We start from the raw sequence: 19,046 nt of genomic DNA on the forward strand, positions 1-19,046 counted from the left end.
TGACGGTATAACCTGGCCAGAAGGAGGCAATATCAATATGATGCACGGCGACAGCAGGGTGATGGTGGTGGTGTGTTTGGCGACAACCAGTTTACCAGCACCCTGTCTGTCAACTTCCACTTTCCCAGGATCCCGCGAAGAACCTTATTTCAGATAGGAACGCAGTACCCTCACCACCTGATCCAGATCCTCCAGCCGCTCGGCATGGGTCGCCTCCTCGGCGCCAAGATGCTCGCGCATGTGTCCCTCCAGCACCTCCAGCATCAGGCCGTTGACGGCGCCGCGGATGGCGGCAATCTGCTGCAGGATGGCGGCGCAGTCTGTTTCCTGTTCCAGAGTGCTCTCCAGGGCACCGGTCTGCCCCTTGATGCGCCTGACCCGTGCCAGCAGCTTCTTCTTGTTGTGAACCGTGTGTGACATGCAGGATCCTCTCGATCAATAAAACTATACTGGGGTATAGTATATAGCATCCTTGTTTCCAGGAGAAATCCATGCCATCCCTCGCTTCATCCCACTGCCACCACCCCGTCGTCCACGAAGGGAATCCCCTGGCCGAACAGAAGACCCGCTGGGCCGTGCTGCTCACCGTCGTCATGATGGTGGCGGAGATCGGTGGGGGCTGGTTCTACAACTCCATGGCGCTGCTGGCCGATGGCTGGCACATGAGCTCCCATGCCCTGGCCCTCGGCCTCTCGGTGCTGGCCTATCGCGCTGCCCGCCACTTCGCGCGGGATCACAGGTTCAGCTTCGGTACCTGGAAGATAGAGGTGCTGGGGGGCTTCAGCAGCGCCCTGCTGCTGGTGGGGGTGGCGGGATTGATGCTGTTCGAGTCGGTGGCCAGGTTGCTGGACCCCAGCCCCATCCATTATCAGCAGGCGATCGGCATTGCCCTGCTGGGCCTGCTGGTGAATCTGGCCTGTGCCTGGCTGCTCAGGGACGATCACGGCCATCACCATGGTCACGACCACCATCACGGTCATCACGACCACTCGCACAATCACCACCACGGCCATCAGGATCTCAACCTGCGCGCCGCCTACCTCCACGTGCTGGCGGACGCGGCCACCTCGGTGCTGGCGATTCTGGCGCTGGTGGGAGGCATGTTGTGGGGGGCGGACTGGCTGGATCCCCTGATGGGCATCGCCGGGGCCGTGCTGGTGGCGGTGTGGGCCAGGGGGCTGCTGCGTGATACCGGGCGCGTCTTGCTGGATGCGGAGATGGATGCGCCCCTGGTGGACGAGATCCGCGAGGTGATCGCCGAGCTGCCTGACGCCGAGATCCGCGATCTTCACGTCTGGCGGGTGGGGCAGACGCAGTATGCCGCCGCGATGTCGTTGCAGATGGCGACCCCGGTCCCGGCACAGGCGATCCGCGAGCGCCTCGCCATCCACGAGGAGCTGGTGCACCTGACCATCGAAGTGTCTGCCGACTGACACCCCTGGCGGGTGTCAGCGGGGAGGCTCGCTCCCCTGATCCTGCCAGAGGGAGCCCAGCATCAGCCTCAGCAGCAGTCCCGGCGGGTCGTCGAGCAGGCGGCCCGGCTCCAGCAGCAGGTGGCCGTCGGCACGAAAGCCCAGGCTGGCGTGGACCTTGCCTTCCTCGCCACACACCTGGAGGAGGCCGTTCAGGGACCTCCCCTCGCCGGGTTGACAGCGCAGCCGCAGCTCCCGTGGTTCCCCCAGCAGGGTGAAGGCGCGGGCGAGGGGCGGGCTCTCTTCATAATCCGGCCAGTTGAAGAAGTGATAGCGTTCGGCGAGCACGCCGGCCTGCTGGCAGAACTGATCGAACAACTGGGCAATGCCCTGATACTCCTGGTCCAGCCGCCTGGCCTGCTCCTCAATCCGTTTCATCACCCAGCCCCCTCTATCCATTTGATTGGACATTGATTTCGTCACTCGCTCCCCTCTTCCCGCTGGTATGGGCCGAAAGCGGTGCCAGGTCTGTGAGCGCGATCGAGTTTTCGTTATGAAAACGTTATCTTGTTGATGCGGATTGGTTTTTTTTGCCCATCCGCTCACATTTACGGCAATTCCCGCTGATTAATATGACACCGCTCGGCCATGACCGGGTACTCGGATATCGAGACTAACTACAGCGGGAATTATAAAAAAATGGATATGAAAAAGACCAAAGTGGCGCTGGTAACAGCCTCACTGCTCGCGCTTTTGTCAGGCTGTAACGACAACAGTTCTTCTGCTCCTGCCCCTCAGGATGAGCCCGTCGCTCGTCTTCCCAACGTCCAGCCCCCGGCCGAACTGCTGACGGCCGGCCCCGACGAAGCGGTCATCGCCCTGGTGGATACCCAGACCAGCGCGGCGCGCGGTGTCACCGGCCCGTTCGCCAGCCACAGCCTGCACCTGTGGAACAACGACGCCTGCAACTCGACCTCGGAGGGCGGCCTCAACACCGGTTGGGATGACAAGAGCAAGACGCCGTCCGCGGCGGACAGTTTTGGTCCGGCCTGGGTCGTGCCGCTCTCCAAGATGGAAGGCTGCATCAACTTCATCGCCCGCAACGGCGATCTTGCGAACCTGACCGGCAGCGACATGAAGGTGGTCTTCAGTGATCACCCGGATCGCACCGTGGCCATCGTCGCCGGCAAGAACGAGATCTTCGGCAGCCGGGCGGAAGCCTTCACCGCCGCCTTCGGCGTGGCGGGGGCCAGTGCCCATCTCATCGACGACAACACCCTGATTTGGCAAGGGGGCAAGGACAAGCCCTATGTGCGCCTCTACTACACAGAGTCAGGCACCATCACCGCAAACAGCGAGGGTGTATTCGATTTTCCCTACCTCAAGCTGACCCCGACCAGCCTGACCGAAGAGCAGCAGGCCAAATACCCGCACCTCAAGGATGCCGCCGCCTTCGCCCTGCCTGCGGGGAAAGATCTCAAGCCCCTGCTCAAGGGTGAGCTGGTCGCCATCGGGACCGATGCGGACGGCATCCTGCAGGGGGCGACCCTGGTGCAGAGTGCCGGTGCCCTCGATGCCCTTTACAGCGAAGCGGCCACCAAGCTGGCCTACGGCGCCGTGGTGGAGGGGGGCAATGTCACCTTCCGGCTCTGGGCGCCGACCGCCAAGTCGGTCAAGCTGGCGCTGTTCGACGAGCAGCACAAGTCGCTTGGCGAGCGCGCCATGACCCTGGACGAGGCCAGCGGCAGCTGGAGCGTGCAGGGGGGCAGCGATCTTGTCGGCAAATACTACCGCTACGACATCCAGGTCTATCACCCGGTCAGCCGCAAGCTGGAATCCTATCAGGTGACCGACCCCTACTCCCTGAGCCTGGCGATGAACTCCGAGTTCAGCCAGGTGGTGGATCTTGACGATCCGGCCCTCAAGCCGGAAGGCTGGGACAGCCTCAAGGCGCCCCACAGCCAGAAGAACCCCGCCGACATCACCATCTATGAGGCCCACGTCCGGGATCTGACCGGCAACGACGAGTCGACGCCGGCGGAGCACCGCGGCAAGTTCCTCGGGCTGACCGACAGCGACAGCGTGCCCGTCACCCACCTGAAATCCCTGGCCAAGAGCGGCGTCAGCCACCTGCACCTGCTGCCGGTGTTCGACATCGCCACCGTCAACGAGGATCCGGCCAAGGTGGCCAACATCGGTGATGACTTCAGCAAGCTGTGCGAGGTCAATCCCGAGGTCAAGAACTCCAGGTTTGCCAGCCACTGTGGTGGCGGTGAGACCATCGAAGCCGTGCTCGGTGATCTGCAAGCCAGCGACAGCAAGGAGAACCCCGTGGTGCAGGAGCTGTACGGCTACCTGCGCGGGGTTGACTCCTTCAACTGGGGCTATGACCCCTACCACTACACCACCCCGGAAGGCTCCTACGCCACCAATGCGGAGGGGACGACCCGGATCAAGGAGTTCCGCGAGATGGTGCAGGCCATCAAGCAGAACATCGGCATGAACGTGGTGATGGACGTGGTCTACAACCACACCAACGAAGCGGGTCTCGGTTCCAAATCCGTGCTCGACAAGATTGTGCCCTGGTACTACCAGCGCCTCAATCCGGAGACCGGTTCGGTGGAAAACTCCACCTGCTGCTCCAACACGGCGCCGGAACACGCCATGTTCGCCAAGCTGATGGATGACTCTTTGGTCACTTGGGCACGGGACTACAAGATCGATGCCTTCCGCTTCGACCTCATGGGCCATCACCCGAAAGATCAGATGGTGCAGGCCCTGGCCGAGGTGAAGAAGGTCAATCCGGACATGTACTTCTACGGCGAGGGGTGGAACTTCGGCGAGGTGCAGGATGACAAGCGCTTCGTGCAGGCGACCCAGAAGCACCTGGCCGGTACCGGCATCGGCTCCTTCTCCGACCGGCTGCGTGATGCGGTGCGCGGCGGCAGCCCGTTCGACGGCGGCGAAGCCATTCGCAAGACCCAGGGCTTTGGCAACGGCGCCCTGGTGGATGCCAACGAGCTGGGCGGCGTCGATCTCGCCACCGCCCTGCATCAGTCCGATCTGGTGCGCCTCGGCATGGCGGGCAACCTCAAGGAGTTTGTGCTGACCGACAAGGACGGCATACCGAAGAAAGGCTCCGACATCGACTACAACGGTCAACCGGCGGGCTATGCCCAGGATCCGACCGAAATCCAGAACTATGTCGACAAGCACGACAACCAGACCCTGTTCGACAACCTGGTGTACAAGGCACCCGCCGGGGCCGACCTGGTGCGGATGCAGGGGGTCTCTCTGGCGACCGCCATGCTGGGCCAGGGCATTCCCTTCACCCACGCGGGTGTCGAGCTGCTGCGTTCCAAGTCCATGGAGCGGGACAGCTACGACTCCGGTGACTGGTACAACCGGGTCGACTACGGCTTAAGTGACAATAATTTTGACAAAGGGCTGCCGCGCAAGGACAAGGACGAGGCCAACTACGAGCTGATCGAGCAGGTGCTCGGCCAGCACGCCAAGCCGGGTTCGGCCGAGATGCATCAGATGGTGAACTTCTACCAGGAGCTCTCCGAACTGCGTCAATCTTCTCGTCTGCTGCGTCTTGGCAGCGGCGCCGAGGTGATCAAGCGGGTCGACTTCCGCAACACCGGCCCTGAGCAGATCCCGGGTCTCATCGTGATGAGCGTGGATGACGGGGTGGGCGCCGGTGCGGATCTGGATCCGGCCATCGACGGCCTGGTGGTGATGATCAACGCCACCAATCAGCCCCAGAGCATCGGCGATTTCCGTGACGGCAAGGATCAGCCCATCGATCTGACCGGCATGGTCCTGAGCGGTGCCCACCGTGACTCCGACAGCATCGCCAGCGGTGCGGCCAATGACAGCGGTCAGCTGACCCTTGGCGCCTGGTCGGCGGCGGTGTTCGTCAAGCCGCAGAGCGGTGCCCAGGGCGCGGGGCTGCCGGTGAGCAAGAAGACGGATCTGAGCACCTTGCCTCCCTTCGGTGACACCGAGGTGTTCGTGCGCGGTTTCCTGAATCAGTGGGATCCGGTCAACAAGATGAACTTCAGTGGCAACTTCACCTATGAGTTCACCACCGAGGTGACGGCGGATCAGCTGGGGTCGACCCAGGTGAAGATCGCTGGCAACGAGTGGAGCGGCCCCGTCAATTACGGCAAGTGCAGCGATACCGACCAGCTTGCGACCGGCCAGGTCAATACGCTCTGTGCCAATGGCGGGGATCTGCCGTTCAACGTGGAGAAGGCTGGCACCTACAAGTTTGTCTTCACCGCCATGAACAAGGACAAGCCGACCCTGAGTGTCAGCTACACCGAACCGGCGCAGAGCTGCAAGGTGCTGGATACCGTCGCGGGCAATCCGCTCGGCTTCCCGCTCTATGTGCGCGGCAGTCTGAGCGACTGGAACGCCCAGCCGGCCTACCAGCTGAGCTACAAGGGGATGGAAGGTAACCTCGCCATCTATCAGGCCGCCTTCAACTACGCAGGCAGCTTTGACTTCAAGTTTGCCAACGACGATGGCAACTGGAGCAAGCAGTTCTTCGTGAAGGATGCCGGTGGCACCCTGATCGCACTGGAGCCCGAGCAGGTTTACCCGCTCCAGCACGGCGACGGTGGCATGGGCAACAACAGCATCACGCTGGAACAGGGTCTGTGGAGCTTCCTGGTGAAGGTTGACCCGACCCAGACTTCCGGCGAGGTGGGCAGCGTCATCATCCAGGAGTGCAGCGCCAAGTAAGTCTTTCCCATCGAGCCCGGGGCTGGCTCGGCAGCCCCGGGTTGAATTCCGCCTCGCCAAGGGCGGGATAACACCGAGAGAGTAAGCAAAGCGCGACTGCCGACCGGCAGCCGCGCTTTTTCTTTGCTCGTGGGCGAGGCAATAAAAAAGCCGCCCCCGTTGGAGCGGCTGTTGGTTGTGCAGTTTACGGCCGGACTAGCGTTTTCGCAGCAGGCGCAGGGCGTTGGCGGTGACCAGGGCGGTGGCGCCGGTGTCGGCCAGCACCGCAATCCACAGGCCGGTGATGCCGAGCAGGCTGGTGACCAGGAAGATGGCCTTGAGCCCCAGCGCCAGCGCGATGTTCTGGTGGATGTTGGCCAGCGCCGCGCGGGAGAGTCGGATCATGGCGGCGACCCCGCCGAGCTGGTTGTGGGTCAGGGCCGCATCGGCGGTTTCCAGCGCCACGTCGGTGCCGCCTCCCATGGCGATGCCGATGCTGGCCCGCTTCATGGCCGGGGCGTCGTTGATGCCGTCGCCGATCATCGCGACTTTCTGGCTGAGGCCGAGTTTGGCGATTTCATCGACCTTGCCCTCCGGCAGCAGGCCGGCGCGCCAGCCCATGCCGAGCTCGGTGGCGATCGCCTCGGCGGCGCGGGGGTTGTCGCCGGTCAGCATGATGCTCTTGAGACCAAGCTCGCTCAGCTCGCGCAGGGCCGGGGCAGCCTCGGGGCGGATCTGGTCGCGCAGGGCCAGCAGGGCGGCCGGGGCGGCGTCGGGCTGACCGAGCACCACGACTGTCTTGCCTTGCTGCTCCAGGGTGGCGACCCGGGCCAGCATCGCCGCATCCAGGGTGGCGACCCGGCTCGGCGCCAGCAATTGCCAGAGGGTACCGTCGATGCGACCCTCTACCCCCATGCCGGGCAGGGCGCGCAGCTCCTGGGCTGCCGCCAGGGCAAGACCCCGCTCCCCTGCCGCCGTCACCACGGCGCGGGCCAGCGGGTGGTGGGAGCCCTGCTCGATGGCGGCCGCCAGCGCCAGCAGGTCGGCCTCCGGCTGGCCATCGAGGCTCACCAGTTCGGTCAGCTGCGGCTTGCCCAGGGTCAGGGTGCCGGTCTTGTCAAAGGCCAGGGTATCGATGTGGGCCAACCGCTCCAGCGCAGCGCCCCCCTTGATGAGGGCACCCTGCCGGGTGGCTGCCGCCAGTGCCGAGGTGACCGCCGCCGGGGTGGAGATGACCAGGGCGCAGGGGCAACCGATCAGCAGCAGCGCCAGCCCGCGATAGACCCACTCGTCCCAGCTCTGGCCGAAGGCGAGCGGCGGTACCAGCACCACCAGCAGGGCGACCAGCATCATGGCCGGGGTATACCAGTGACTGAAGCGGTCGATGAAGCGCTCGATGGGGGCGCGCTGGGTCTCGGCCTCCTCGATGAGATGCAGGATGCGGTCGATGGCGTTGTTGCCGGGTTCGGACACCACCTCGAGGCGCAGCACCCGATCCGCCGCCAGACTGCCGGCGGGGACCTTGTCACCCCGGCGGCGCTCCACCGGGATGGATTCGCCGGTCAGGGCGCTCTCGTCAAAGGCGCCGAGGGGGTCGAGCAGGCGGGCATCGGCGGCCAGGCGGGCGCCCGGGGCGATTTCGATGATGTCACCGGGACGCAGCTGGTCGGCAGCGACTTCTTCCCGCACTTCGCCCTCGGCAGTGGTGCGGATGCGCAGCGCCTTGTCGGGCACCAGCGCCATCAGGGCGGTGACCCCGGCGCGGGCGCGGCCGGCAGCGTAGGCCTCCAGATGTTCGCCCAGCATGAACAGCAGCAGCACCATGGCCGCTTCGGCGGTTTCGCCGAGGAACAGGGCCCCCACGGCGGCGACCGTCATCAGGGTCTCGATGGCGAAGGGGGAGCCGCTCTTGGTCAGTGCCCACGCCTTGCGGGAGATGGGCCACAGGCCCCAGAGGGTGGCCAGGGTAAACAGCGGCTGACCGATCTGGCTCGGCAGCAGGGCCGCCACCCCCATCAAGCCGGCGAGCGACAGGGGCTGCCAGTATTTGCCGAGCAGGTTGCTGACCCTCTGCATCAGCGGGCTGCGGCCCGGTTCGCTGCGAGCCGTGTTCTGAGCTCCCCCTTTGAGCTGGAAGCCGGCGGCCAGCACGGCGGCGGTAACGGGGTCGGGGGAGAGGCCGGGGGCCAGATCCACCACCAGCTTCTCGGTGGCGAACAGCACCCGAGCCTGCTGTACGCCCTCCACCCGGCTGACGGCGGTCTCTATCTTGCGGGCACAGCTGGGACAATCCATGCCCAGCACCTGCCAGCTATGGCGGCGGCTGTTCTGCTCGGGGGGCGTCAGCGGCGGCTCGGTCGCGGCGGCCGTGTGGGCGTGCCCCTGCTCATGATGATCGTGGTCGTGGTCGTGGTCGTGGGCCGTGTCGGTGGCGCAAGCGCCTCTGGGGGGCTCTTCATCACCCGGGCCGTCTGCGCCACTTTGCCCCTGATGATCGTGGCGGGTCGGGTTGGCGACACCACTGGCCTGTGCCCCGTTGTCGCAGCAGTGGCTGGTGTGGCTGTGCCCGGCCTGTGGGGTGGCGGCCTTGCTGACGGCCTTGATGGGGGCCTTGATGGGGGCAGCGGCGTGTTGATGGCTGCAGCAGGATTTGCTCATGATGCGTTCCTCTTGAGGGATCCCGCCCCTGCGGGATCCTGGATGACTGCGCCGAGTGTAAACCTTGGTGTAAAGTCCAAGGTCAAGTCCTCTTCTTCTCTTTGTCCGGGGCCATGACAGTGGCCGCTGATCTGCCTCTGGAGCAGGAGGGATGCAAAGGGATGCCAAATCCCTTTCATTAGCGGGTGTTTGTCATCCCGTGGCGGGCCTATACTGGGGACCCTGGATCCCACATCAATCATCAAGGACCTAACATGAGCAATACCGTCACCCTGCAAGGCAACCCCGTCTCCGTCTCCGGCCACTTCCCCGTTGCCGGTGAGCAGGCCAAGCCCTTCTCCCTGGTTGCTGGCGATCTGTCCGATGCGACCCTGGCGACCTTCGCTGGCAAGCGCAAGATCCTGAACATCTTCCCGAGCGTCGACACCCCGACCTGCGCCACTTCCGTGCGCAAGTTCAACGAGCAGGCAAGCGCCCTGAACAACACCGTCGTGCTGTGCATCTCTGCCGACCTGCCGTTCGCCCAGGCCCGTTTCTGCGGCGCCGAGGGTCTGGACAAGGTGGTGAACCTCTCCACCCTGCGTGGCGTCTCCTTCCTGCAGGACTACGGCGTGGCCTTCTCCTCCGGCCCGCTGGTGGGTCTGGCTGCCCGTGCCATCGTGGTACTGGATGAGCACGACAAGGTGCTGCACAGCGAGCTGGTGGCCGAAGTCGCCGACGAGCCGAACTACGCCGCCGCCCTGGCCGTTCTGTAAGTCGCGCCACAGGCTGATTGCCTGACGGCCTGCCCCGTTCACACGGGGCAGGCCGTTTTTATTGCGCTCCCGAACCTTTTACTTATGGGGTGGGTCTGGCTAGACTTCGCCTCCACATCCTCGTTCAGCCTGTATCTGCGATCCCCATGACGTTTGACGAACTCGCCCTTGCCCCCGCCCTGTTGCCCCTGCTGCCCGCCGCGCTGGAAAAACCGACCCCCATTCAGCAGCTAGCCATTCCTGCTGCCTTGTCAGGACGGGATCTGCTTGCCCTGGCCAGGACCGGCAGTGGCAAGACTCTGGCATTCGGCCTGCCGCTGCTGCAGAGGCTGGACGCAGCCAGCGACCGGGTACAGGGATTGGTACTGGTCCCCACCCGGGAGCTGGCAAGCCAGGTGAGCGCCGCCCTGCAGGAGATTGCCGACGGGTTGGGGGTGCGTCTCCTGACCCTGTGTGGCGGGGTGGCCCAGGAGTGGCAGGAGCGGGAACTGGCTCTCGGCCCCCAACTGCTGGTGGCGACCCCCGGACGGTTGCGGGACTTGCTGGCCCAGCAGACGCTGGGGCTGGGTGCCCTGCGCATGCTGGTGCTGGATGAAGCGGATCGCCTGCTGGAGATGGGGTTCTGGCCCGATATCCAGTGGCTGATGAAGGCAATGCCGGAGGCGCGGCAGCAGATGCTCTTCTCCGCCACCTTGCCGGTCGAACTGGAGAGCCTGGCCTCGGGCCTGCTGCAGGATCCGGTGCGCATCGAGGCCGAGCCGCTCAACAGCCTGGTGAGCGATATCGAGGAGCGGCTCTATCTGGTCAACAGGAGCAGCAAGGTGCCTGCGCTGATCGCCCTGCTGGAGGCCGGAGAGTGGCCCCAGGTGCTGGTCTTCATCAGTGCCAGGGACGACGCGGACGGGGTGGCCAAGAAACTCGCCAGGGCTGGCATGACGGTGGCAGCCCTGCACGGAAACAAGGATCAGGCCACGCGGGAGCAGGCGCTGGCGGATTTCAAGGAGGGCAGGGTGCGGGTGCTGGTGGCCACGGATCTGATGGCGCGCGGCATCCACGTGGAGGCATTGCCGGTGGTGATCAATCTGGATCTGCCGGAGCATGCGCCCGTCTACGTGCATCGTATCGGTCGTACCGCCCGTGCCGGGCAGAGCGGTCTGGCCATCTCCCTTACCTGCCACGGGGATGGGGAGGCGCTCGAGGGGATCCGGGCCCTGACCGGTCGGCCCCTGCCCCTGGCGGCGCTGGCAGGTTTCCCGGTGACCGACAAACCCGCCAGCGGGGAGAGCAAACGGGCGCCAAGAGACAAGCAGGCGAACCGTCGCACCCAGGGCAAGCGCAGCATCAAGCAGTTCAAGGGCAAATCCTGAGACGGACTTCTTGGCCCCGGCGGGAGCCTGTCGTCGTGAAGGAGAGGAGAGATCGGCAGCGCGCCCGGGGGCGCGCCAAACTACACGGCAAGGGGGTCAGTCGTGGAACTGGTTGATCAGGCGGGAGAGGTTTTGCAACCGCTCCACCAGCAGGGTGATGCCATCGAGGGCCTGACGGCTGTTGTCCGCGGTGTGGCTCGCCAGTTGGTGGATCTGGTGGATCCCCTGATCCAGGGTGCTGGTGACATCCGCCTGCTGGCTCACCGCCTGGGCTATCTCGTCGCTGGTGTGGGTCACCCGGGCCAGCATCCGGTTGATCTGGTCGAGCACCTCGGCGGTGGCCCCCATGTGCTGCTGGCAGAGCACTGATGTCTGGGCCCCCTGCTCCATGCCATCGGACAGTTGCCGGGTGCTCTGTTGCAGCGCCCCTATCATGTCGCTTATCTCGCCGGTGGAGCTGCGGGTCTTCTGGGCCAGGGCCCGTATCTCGTCGGCCACCACCGCAAAGCCGCGCCCCTGTTCACCGGCCCGTGCCGCCTCGATGGCCGCATTGAGGGAGAGCAGGTTGGTCTGATCCGCAATCTGCCCGATCACCTCCAGAATGCCGTTGATCTTCTGGCTGTCCTGGGTCAGGCGCGCCAGCACGCCCTGGCTGGCGTCCAGCTCCTGATGAAGCCTGTCGACCGAATCCCGGGTGGTGGCCAGCGCCTGCTGGCCACTGGCGGACACCTGCTGGACCTCGCCCACCAGCGCATTGGCCTGGTGGGCATTGTCAGCCACATCGCGGATGGACTGGCTCATCTGGGTGATGGCCGCCGCCAGTTGCTCGCTCTGGGCCCGCTGCTGTTGCAGGTGAGTGTCTATGGTCTGGATATGCCCCCTGTCATCCTCCGCCGCCTGCAGGATCTGCTGGTTGGTGTCCGCGCTGCGACCTACCACGGCGCGCAGCTCCGCCTTCTTCATGCGCAGCAGCAGTTCAAGGGCGGCCAGGCTGTCCTGACGCCTGGCATAGAGTACCTGGCAAAGGGCGCTGCCCTGCTCCTCGCCCGCCATGGCCAGCAGCCTGGCTAGCCGCCGTTGCAGATGCCAGCCATGTCTCATCTGGGCCAGCAAGCAGAGCAGAGTGATGACTCCCCACCCCGGCTGGCCGGTGACCAGACTGGCCCCCATGCCGAGCAGGGCGGTGCCAGAGAGCAGCAGACACAGCTGCCCCGGCTCCAGGGTCAGCCGGGTCAGCCAGGGCAGTGCCTTGCCGTCACGGATCCGGGCATAGAGCTGCTCTGCCCAGGCGATGTCGTGATCCTGGGGACGGGTGCGGACAGACTGGTATTCGATGATCTGCTGCTGATCGTTGAGAATCGGCGTGACGTAGGCGTTGACCCAGTAGAACTGACCACTCTTGGCGCGGTTCTTTACCAGCCCCATCCAGCTCTTGCCTTGTTGCAGGCGGCGCCACATGTCGGCGAACGCGGCCTTGGGCATGTCGGGGTGGCGGACCAGATTGTGGGGCTCCCCTTCCATTTCGGTCGCGCTGTAGCCCGCCACATCGCAAAAGTGCTGGTTGGCATAAGTGATGTGACTGGTGGGATCCGTGGTCGAGATCAGTGATATGTGATCGGGGAAACGGATCTCCCCTTCGTGCCGGGTTGTGGTCATGTGCGCATCCTGAATGAGCCAAGTAACTGATAAAATTATTTTTTATTTTTGTGATTGTTACGGCGTCATTGTAGATGCGGACTGTTACACCACCTTGGCTTGGGTCAATAAATCAACACGGCAAAGGCTGAAAAAAGTCGTAGATGGCGGGCTCAGCCGCGGGGAGTGAAGTCGTGGATCTCCCCCGTCCTCGGTTTGAAGCGGGGGTCATTGTCTTCTGCGCTGGCGACCCAGGCCATGGCCTGGCAGAAACTCTCCTGCTTGGCGAAGGCATCCCGGGCCTGATCGATGGCTCGTTCGGCATTGCGCCGCTCCATCTTGCTGGCCTTGCGGTCGCTGAACTGCTTCTGCTGGCTCAACATCCATTCGAGGAAGGCCTGGCGGCATTCGGTTTCATCGGCGGCCTTGGCGGGAAGGGCAACAAACAGGGCAATCAGGAGCAGAGCACGCATGGCAGGATCGGATCACGGGGTTGATGAATGAAAAGAGGCGGCATTTTATGCCGGGAACTTGAACAGGAACAGTGCCAGGAGGGGTCAGATGTCCCGACTCCTCCCCGGACTCAGTGTTTGACGAGGTAGAGCTGACGGCTGTAGGCAACGTCTTCCGGGTTGTTGATGGGATACCCCTTGAGCCAGGGCTTGATGAGCCGGGCATTGGTGTACTGGTAGATGGGGGCGATGGGGGCCTCCTTCTGCAAGATGGCCTCGGCCTCATCGAACAGGCGGGCCCGTTCTGCGGGATCCTGACTGTTGGCCGCCTGCGCCAGCAGCTTGTCGTAAGCCGGGTTGGCGAACCGGGCCATGTTGCCGCTGTGGCCCGATCCCCAGAGCCCGAGGAAGGCGGAGGGGTCGTTGTAATCGGCGACCCAGGAGGAGCGGATCACCTCGAACTGGCCGCTTTGACGGCTGTCGAGATAGGTTTTCCACTCCTGGTTGGTGAGCTCGACCCGGGCCCCTAGCTTCTGTTTCCACAGGTTGGCGATGGCCAGTGCCATCTTCTTGTGAATTTCCGCCGTGTTGTAGAGCAGGGTCAGCTTGAGGGGATTGCTTGGGTCGTAGCCCGCTTCTTTCAGCAGGGCTCTGGCACGCTCGTCCAGCGCCTGCTGGCTGCTGGTGGAGAGCAGATTGGGCTTGGGGTCGAAGTCGGCGGTCACGTCCGGGGTAAAGTGGTAGGCCGGTTTCTCCCCGGTGCCCAGCACCTTGTCGGCAATCAGGCCCCTGTCGATGGTGTAGGAGAGCGCCTGGCGCACCCGCACATCATTGAGGGGCGGGCGTTGGGTGTTGAAGGCGTAGTAGTAGGTGCCGAGCTGTTCCGGGGTATAGACCTCCCCCGGGATCTGGGCCATCAGGCTCTGGTACTGCTCCTTGGGGAAGGATTCGGTGATGTGCAGATCCCCGGCCAGATAGCGGTGGGTGGCCGCGCTCTCCTGGTTGATGGGCACGAAGGTGACGCGGGTCAGCACCGTGTGGGCGCGATCCCAGTAGTAGGGATTGGGCGTCAGCTCCAGTTTCTCGTTCACCACCCGGTGACTCAGCACGAAGGCGCCGTTGCCCACCAGCTTGCCGGGCTGGGTCCACTGGTTGCCATATTGTTCCATGCTGGCCCGGTGCAGGGGCGACAGGCTGGGATGGGTCAGCAGGCTCAGGAAATAGGGCACCGGCTGGGAGAGGGTCACCTTCAGGGTATGGTCATCGACGGCCTTCACCCCGAGCGCATCGGGGGCCAGCTTGCCTGCCACTATGTCGTCCACCTTGTCGAAGCGCGCGAGCTGGGCGAACCAGGCGAAAGTGGCGGCTTCCCTGGGGTCAACCAGCTTGCGCCAACCATAGACGAAGTCGGCGGCGCGCACGGGGTCGCCGTTGGACCAGCGGGCATCCGGCCTCAGGTGGAAGGTGAATGTCTGGTTCCCCTCGTTGTCCCAGCGGGATGCCACCCCGGGCAGCACCTTGCCGTCCGGCCCCTGGGTCAGCAGCCCCTCGTAAAGGTCTCTGAGGACCTGCAGCTCCGGCAGTCCCACCAGCTTGAGAGGGCTCAGGCTCGCCGGTTCATCCTTGAGATGACGGACGACGGCCTGCTCGGCGGCGAGTGGGGTGCCGGGTGGCACATCGGCAGCCTGGACGCAGGCACAGCCCAGCAGGGCCAACAGGGGGCTCCATCCTTTCATGGTGAATCCTTCAAAATGTGTGAAGCGGGGAGAAAACTCGGCGAGAATGCATCGCCGGCAGATGGGAAATCATGATATCCCCTTTGCTGGTCAGACCGCCAGCATGAGTCCCATTGATATCCGATGCGGCTGTCAACGAAGGGGCGCCGTGAGCGCCAGGAAAAGGAGAGAATGATGAGAGCATGGATCTTGTTGGTCTGCGTGCTGAGCCAGGGCGCCTGGGCGTTGGCCCCGTGCGAGAAGAGCAGCCCGGTGGGAAGCTGGTGCGAGGTGAACATCGAGGCGCTGCACCCCACCCAGGGCGGTGTGGGGCAGTTGCAGGTGGATACCACTGCCCGGGAGCTGGCGGACAAGAGCGAGAAGCAGCTCGACAAACTGATGAAAAAGAAAGAGATCCCCATCGTCATCGCGCCTGATGGGGGTTACTGGCTGGTGGACAGGCACCACCTGACCAAGGCGCTGTGGCAGCAAGGGGTGAAGCAGGTCAGGGTAAAGGTGATTGCACGGTTGCAGGACAGGGCCAATTTCTGGAGCCAGATGCAGAACAACCACTGGGCCTGGCTCAAGGATGAACGGGGTCAACCCCTGACTCCCGAGCAGTTGCCCGGCCATATCGGTGAGTTGCCGGATTATCCCTACCGCACCCTGGCGGGGCTGTTGCAGGATGCGGGCTACTTCAGCAAGAAGGATCAGGTCTACTTCGTCGAGTTTGCCTGGGCCAGCTGGCTCGGCCAGCAGATGGCCTGGCAGCCGATCGATGAGGTCAACCTCGCGGATCGCCTCGCCGAAGCCAAACGGCTGGCGTGCAGCAGCAAGGCGGCGGATCTGCCTGGTTACCCCGGCAAGCAGTGTCGCGTCAATCAGCCCAGAACGGCGGGTTAAGGGATCCTGCACAAAGGGTCTGGTTGATATTTGTTCTCGATTGGCCATGATACAGACTCCACTCGTGTCGGCAAAGGAGAGGAACATGGAACATCAGAACTGGCAACGTTACATGCTGGAGGCGGAGAATGCCCTTGGCATGGGGGCTCTGGGCACGGCGATCTGCCTCTATCAGCAGGCTCTGGGGGAAGTGTATGAGCTGGCCTCCGGGGATCTGGACGAACTGGCCAGCATGCGGGTCGCCACCTGTCACCGCATGGCCGATTTCTGGCGTGCCATGGAAGAGCCCGCCTATGAACTGCGCTACCTCAAGCTCGCCTCCGAACTGGTCACCGCCCTGGTGCCCCAGTGCCCCAACCGGGAGTGCGAATCCCTCATCAGCGAGCTGGGCTGCTGCCGCGCCGCCCTGCTCTCCTTCTTGAAGCGCCACCCCAATCCGGAGATCGCCCGGCTTATCCAGGTGCAGGACAGGGTGCAGGGCTGCGAGTTGATAGGCCGGTTCCGTCTCAACTGAGTTCAGCGCCGTTTTTGCAGCTTGCTGGCGATGCGGCTTTGCGCCTCTTCCCCTTGCAGGGCCTGGGCGAAGGCGCGCGCTTCCAAGTCGATGACGAAATGCACTGCCTGTTTGAGCTCCTGCTTGAGCAGCGCCTTGCTCTTCTGGAGCGCCATCGGCGGCTTGGCCGCCAGTTTCAGCCCTTGTTCCCGAGCGAAGGGGAGCAGGTCCGCCGGGGTCAGCACCCGGTTGGCGAGCCCGAGACGCAGCGCCTCTTCCCCATCGATGGCCTCTGCCAGCAGCAACAGCTCCGCCGCCTTGAGGTGACCGACGGCGCGTGGCAGCAGCAGGCTGGCGGCAAACTCCGGCACCAGTCCCAGCTCGACGAAAGGCAGCTGCAGCCGGGCGTTGTCACCCAGATAGACCAGGTCGCAGTGCAGCAGCAGGGTAGTGCCGATGCCGACTGCCGGGCCGCCCACGGCGGCGATCACCGGTTTGGGGAAGTCCGCCAGGGTGTGCAGAAATTGCAGGATGGGGTCGTCCGGCTCAAGGGCATGCTTGCCAACAAAGTCGGCCAGATCGTTGCCGGCGGTGAAGCACTCCGCCTGGCCTTGCAACAGCAGCACATGGACCTCTTCGTCCCGGGCGGCCTGGCGCAGTGCGTCGGTCAGCGCCAGATACGTCTCCGTGTTGAGGGCATTGCGCTTTTCCGGTCGATTGAAGGTCAGGGTGAGCAAGCCGTCCTGCTGTTCGGCCAGAATTGTGAGGGCCATGTCTGAATCCTTGTTGTCGGGGGCTGTCAAAAGCTTGCCACAGGGGTAAGCTTTGTCTCGTTTAACAACATCATAAAAGGATTTCAACCATGTTTAAACGTGCGTTTTATTCCACCATGGCACTGCTTCTGGCCGCCCCGGCCCTGGCCAAGGTCGACGCAGTCGATGGTTATGTGCGTCTGCTGCCCCCTGGCTCGCCGAACACGGCGGCGTTCATGGTGCTCAGGAACGATGGGGACAAACCGGTGAAACTGGTGGCGGGAGCGTCTCCTGAGGCGGGCCGTGTCGAGCTGCACACCCATTTGCACGAGAACGGCGTCATGAAGATGCGCCAGGTGGAGAGTATCGAGATCCCGGCCAAGGGGGAGGCCGTGCTCAAGCCCGGCAGCCTGCACATCATGTTGTTCGACATCCATACCCTGGCCCAGGGCACGCCCTTCCCGCTGACCCTGACCCTGGACGATGGGCAGACGCTGTCACTGAGCCTGCCCGTGAAGCCGGTCGAACCCATGAAAGGGATGAAGCACTGACATTTATGGACGCTTGTTCAGCTTTTTACTCTAGGTATTCCTTGCCCAGCGGGTAAAATGATGGCCTTTCCAGTCCAAAATGGAGCGAAGTGATGAAGAAGACCCTGATTGCCGGCACTGTGATGGCTCTGCTCAGCCATGGGGCCATGGCCGCCAATGACTGGCGTTTTGCGGCGGGTGCCGATCTGTGGAATGCCCAGGGAAGTGGCCAGGTCAGCAGCGTGGGTGCCGATGGCAGCTACGACGAGAACTACAACTGGAGCGGCTACCTGCAACTGGAGCACGGCATCCTGCTGCTGCCCAACGCCAAGTTCGAAATGTCCGACTTCAGCAGCAGCGGCGGCAGCTTCAACAACGATCTGCTGGCTTACGACCTGAGCCTCTACTATCGCCTGTTCAACAACGACCTGTTCCAGATCGACCTGGGTCTGACCGGTCGTCGCTACGACGGTGATTTCAACACCCAGCACTACTCCTATGACAAGGATGTGCTGATGGCCTACACCGGCGCCGAAGTGCGCATCCCGGGGACCGGCTTTGCCGCCTTCGGCGATGCCCGCGTGCAGGATGCCGACAACTACGACTACCGTCTGGGCGGCTCCTACAAGTTCTCTTCCGTGCCGCTCAAGATCCGCGCCGGCTGGCGTGAGGCCGAGATGGACTTCGATCGCGTCGATCAGACCATCGACGGCTGGTTCATTGGTGGTGAATTCACCTTCTGATCTCCCTGAGGAGCACACATGGGCCACATCATAGTGACTGGCGCGGGGTCCGGACTGGGCCGCGCCCTGACCATAGGGCTGGTTGAACGCGGCCATCAGGTTTCCATGATGGGTCGCCGTTACCAGAAACTGCAGGAGCAGGAAGAGCTGCTCGGCAAGGCGGTGATCGGCATTGCCGCCGATCTCGCACACCACGAAGAGGTGGATGTCGCCTTTGCCGCTGCGGTGGAGTGGGGCGGCCTGCCCGACATGGTGATCCACTGTGCCGGTGTCGGCGAGTTCGGCCCGGTGGGTGTCTACACCGCCGAGCAGATCCGCCGGGTGGTGGAGAGCAATCTCATCTCTACCATACTGGTGGCCCAGCAGACGGTGCGCCTCATCGGCGACAAGGGCGGGGTGCTGGCGAATGTGCTCTCCTCCGCTGCCCAGACCGGCAAGGCCAACGAGAGCCTCTATTGCGCCTCCAAATGGGGCATGCGCGGCTTTCTCGAATCCTTGCGGGCCGAGCTGAAGAGTGCTCCCCTGCGACTGGTGAACCTCTATCCGAGCGGGATCCGCAGCGAGTTCTGGGAGAATTCGGATCACGTGGATTCGAGTGGTTTCATGACGCCGGAGGACGCGGCAGCCTACATGCTGGATGCGCTGGCCGCGAGAAGCAGCTGCCATGTGACCGATCTCTTTATCGGTCGCAATGCCTGAAGCGCCGTGAACCGGCCCCGTCGCCAGATGACAAGGAAAAAAAAGCGCGCCATTTGGCGTAATGCCGATCAGTTAAGGATCCATTGACCGATCCTCAGGCTGTGTAAGAATCCGAAACTCCTTGTTGGGTTTCGGATTTTTTTATGCGTATCGACCAAGCTCTCGACTTCATTCACGCCTGTCCTCCCGGAAAGTTTGAGT

16 protein-coding genes are annotated in these 19,046 nt (G+C 63.6%); 9 read left to right on the top strand and 7 right to left on the bottom strand.

Going from position 1 to position 19,046, the window contains the following annotated elements:
* Positions 1-144: 144 nt before the first annotated feature.
* Positions 145-420: a metal/formaldehyde-sensitive transcriptional repressor gene (locus tag J9889_RS12820; protein ID WP_210556905.1), complete on the bottom strand. Its 276-nt coding sequence runs from the start codon at positions 418-420 to the stop codon at positions 145-147.
* Between the two features lie 71 nt (positions 421-491).
* Here J9889_RS12820 and dmeF point away from each other — a divergent pair, with 71 nt between their 5' ends.
* A complete protein-coding gene (gene dmeF / locus J9889_RS12825) occupies positions 492-1,433 on the top strand; it encodes a CDF family Co(II)/Ni(II) efflux transporter DmeF (protein WP_210556907.1) in 942 nt (313 codons plus the stop codon).
* 15 nt (positions 1,434-1,448) lie between these two features.
* Here the strand turns inward: dmeF and J9889_RS12830 are convergent, their stop codons facing one another.
* Complete coding sequence (locus J9889_RS12830; RefSeq protein WP_124814103.1) at positions 1,449-1,850, bottom strand: hypothetical protein; 402 nt, start codon at positions 1,848-1,850, stop codon at positions 1,449-1,451.
* Between the two features lie 261 nt (positions 1,851-2,111).
* Between J9889_RS12830 and pulA the strand changes: the two genes are divergently transcribed.
* Positions 2,112-6,164 (top strand): pullulanase-type alpha-1,6-glucosidase, encoded by a 4,053-nt coding sequence (gene pulA / locus J9889_RS12835; protein WP_210556909.1) that lies wholly within the window; start codon positions 2,112-2,114, stop codon positions 6,162-6,164.
* Between the two features lie 195 nt (positions 6,165-6,359).
* On the opposite strand, the gene J9889_RS12840 is transcribed toward pulA, so the two are convergent.
* Positions 6,360-8,801: a zinc/cadmium/mercury/lead-transporting ATPase gene (locus tag J9889_RS12840; RefSeq protein ID WP_210556911.1), complete on the bottom strand. Its 2,442-nt coding sequence runs from the start codon at positions 8,799-8,801 to the stop codon at positions 6,360-6,362.
* 254 nt (positions 8,802-9,055) lie between these two features.
* Here J9889_RS12840 and tpx point away from each other — a divergent pair, with 254 nt between their 5' ends.
* Both tpx and J9889_RS12850 read left to right on the top strand, forming a co-directional pair.
* Positions 9,056-9,556: a thiol peroxidase gene (tpx, locus tag J9889_RS12845; RefSeq protein ID WP_010672853.1), complete on the top strand. Its 501-nt coding sequence runs from the start codon at positions 9,056-9,058 to the stop codon at positions 9,554-9,556.
* A gap of 146 nt (positions 9,557-9,702) precedes the next feature.
* Positions 9,703-10,923: a DEAD/DEAH box helicase gene (locus J9889_RS12850; protein WP_210556913.1), complete on the top strand. Its 1,221-nt coding sequence runs from the start codon at positions 9,703-9,705 to the stop codon at positions 10,921-10,923.
* A 96-nt stretch (positions 10,924-11,019) separates the two neighbouring features.
* On the opposite strand, the gene J9889_RS12855 is transcribed toward J9889_RS12850, so the two are convergent.
* The 3 genes from J9889_RS12855 to J9889_RS12865 all read right to left on the bottom strand — a co-directional run bounded on the left by J9889_RS12855 (position 11,020) and on the right by J9889_RS12865 (position 14,746).
* Positions 11,020-12,579: a PAS domain-containing methyl-accepting chemotaxis protein gene (locus J9889_RS12855; protein WP_210556914.1), complete on the bottom strand. Its 1,560-nt coding sequence runs from the start codon at positions 12,577-12,579 to the stop codon at positions 11,020-11,022.
* A gap of 152 nt (positions 12,580-12,731) precedes the next feature.
* Positions 12,732-13,031: a hypothetical protein gene (locus J9889_RS12860; RefSeq protein ID WP_010672856.1), complete on the bottom strand. Its 300-nt coding sequence runs from the start codon at positions 13,029-13,031 to the stop codon at positions 12,732-12,734.
* 110 nt (positions 13,032-13,141) lie between these two features.
* Entirely contained in the window at positions 13,142-14,746 is a 1,605-nt protein-coding gene (locus tag J9889_RS12865) for an ABC transporter substrate-binding protein (RefSeq protein ID WP_210556916.1), read from the bottom strand.
* Between the two features lie 174 nt (positions 14,747-14,920).
* On the opposite strand from J9889_RS12865, the gene J9889_RS12870 reads away from it, so the two are divergent.
* Together J9889_RS12870 and J9889_RS12875 are read left to right on the top strand one after the other, a co-directional pair.
* Positions 14,921-15,628 (top strand): ParB-like protein, encoded by a 708-nt coding sequence (locus J9889_RS12870; RefSeq protein WP_052814963.1) that lies wholly within the window; start codon positions 14,921-14,923, stop codon positions 15,626-15,628.
* Positions 15,629-15,713: 85 nt separating this feature from the next.
* A complete protein-coding gene (locus J9889_RS12875; protein WP_010672859.1) occupies positions 15,714-16,142 on the top strand; it encodes a DUF2753 family protein in 429 nt (142 codons plus the stop codon).
* A gap of 2 nt (positions 16,143-16,144) precedes the next feature.
* On the opposite strand, the gene J9889_RS12880 is transcribed toward J9889_RS12875, so the two are convergent.
* The gene (locus J9889_RS12880) at positions 16,145-16,894 is read right to left on the bottom strand and encodes an enoyl-CoA hydratase-related protein (protein WP_210556918.1); all 750 of its coding nucleotides are present in this window, start codon (positions 16,892-16,894) and stop codon (positions 16,145-16,147) included.
* A gap of 89 nt (positions 16,895-16,983) precedes the next feature.
* Between J9889_RS12880 and J9889_RS12885 the strand changes: the two genes are divergently transcribed.
* The 3 genes from J9889_RS12885 to J9889_RS12895 all read left to right on the top strand — a co-directional run bounded on the left by J9889_RS12885 (position 16,984) and on the right by J9889_RS12895 (position 18,845).
* A complete protein-coding gene (locus J9889_RS12885; protein WP_039039478.1) occupies positions 16,984-17,424 on the top strand; it encodes a copper chaperone PCu(A)C in 441 nt (146 codons plus the stop codon).
* Between the two features lie 92 nt (positions 17,425-17,516).
* The gene (locus J9889_RS12890) at positions 17,517-18,146 is read left to right on the top strand and encodes a TIGR04219 family outer membrane beta-barrel protein (protein ID WP_043155850.1); all 630 of its coding nucleotides are present in this window, start codon (positions 17,517-17,519) and stop codon (positions 18,144-18,146) included.
* Between the two features lie 18 nt (positions 18,147-18,164).
* Complete coding sequence (locus tag J9889_RS12895; protein WP_045523363.1) at positions 18,165-18,845, top strand: SDR family oxidoreductase; 681 nt, start codon at positions 18,165-18,167, stop codon at positions 18,843-18,845.
* Positions 18,846-19,046: the final 201 nt, after the last annotated feature.

Origin of the sequence: Aeromonas sp. PrichA-15 (assembly GCF_017939245.1) — a bacterium.
GTDB lineage: Bacteria > Pseudomonadota > Gammaproteobacteria > Enterobacterales > Aeromonadaceae > Aeromonas > Aeromonas caviae.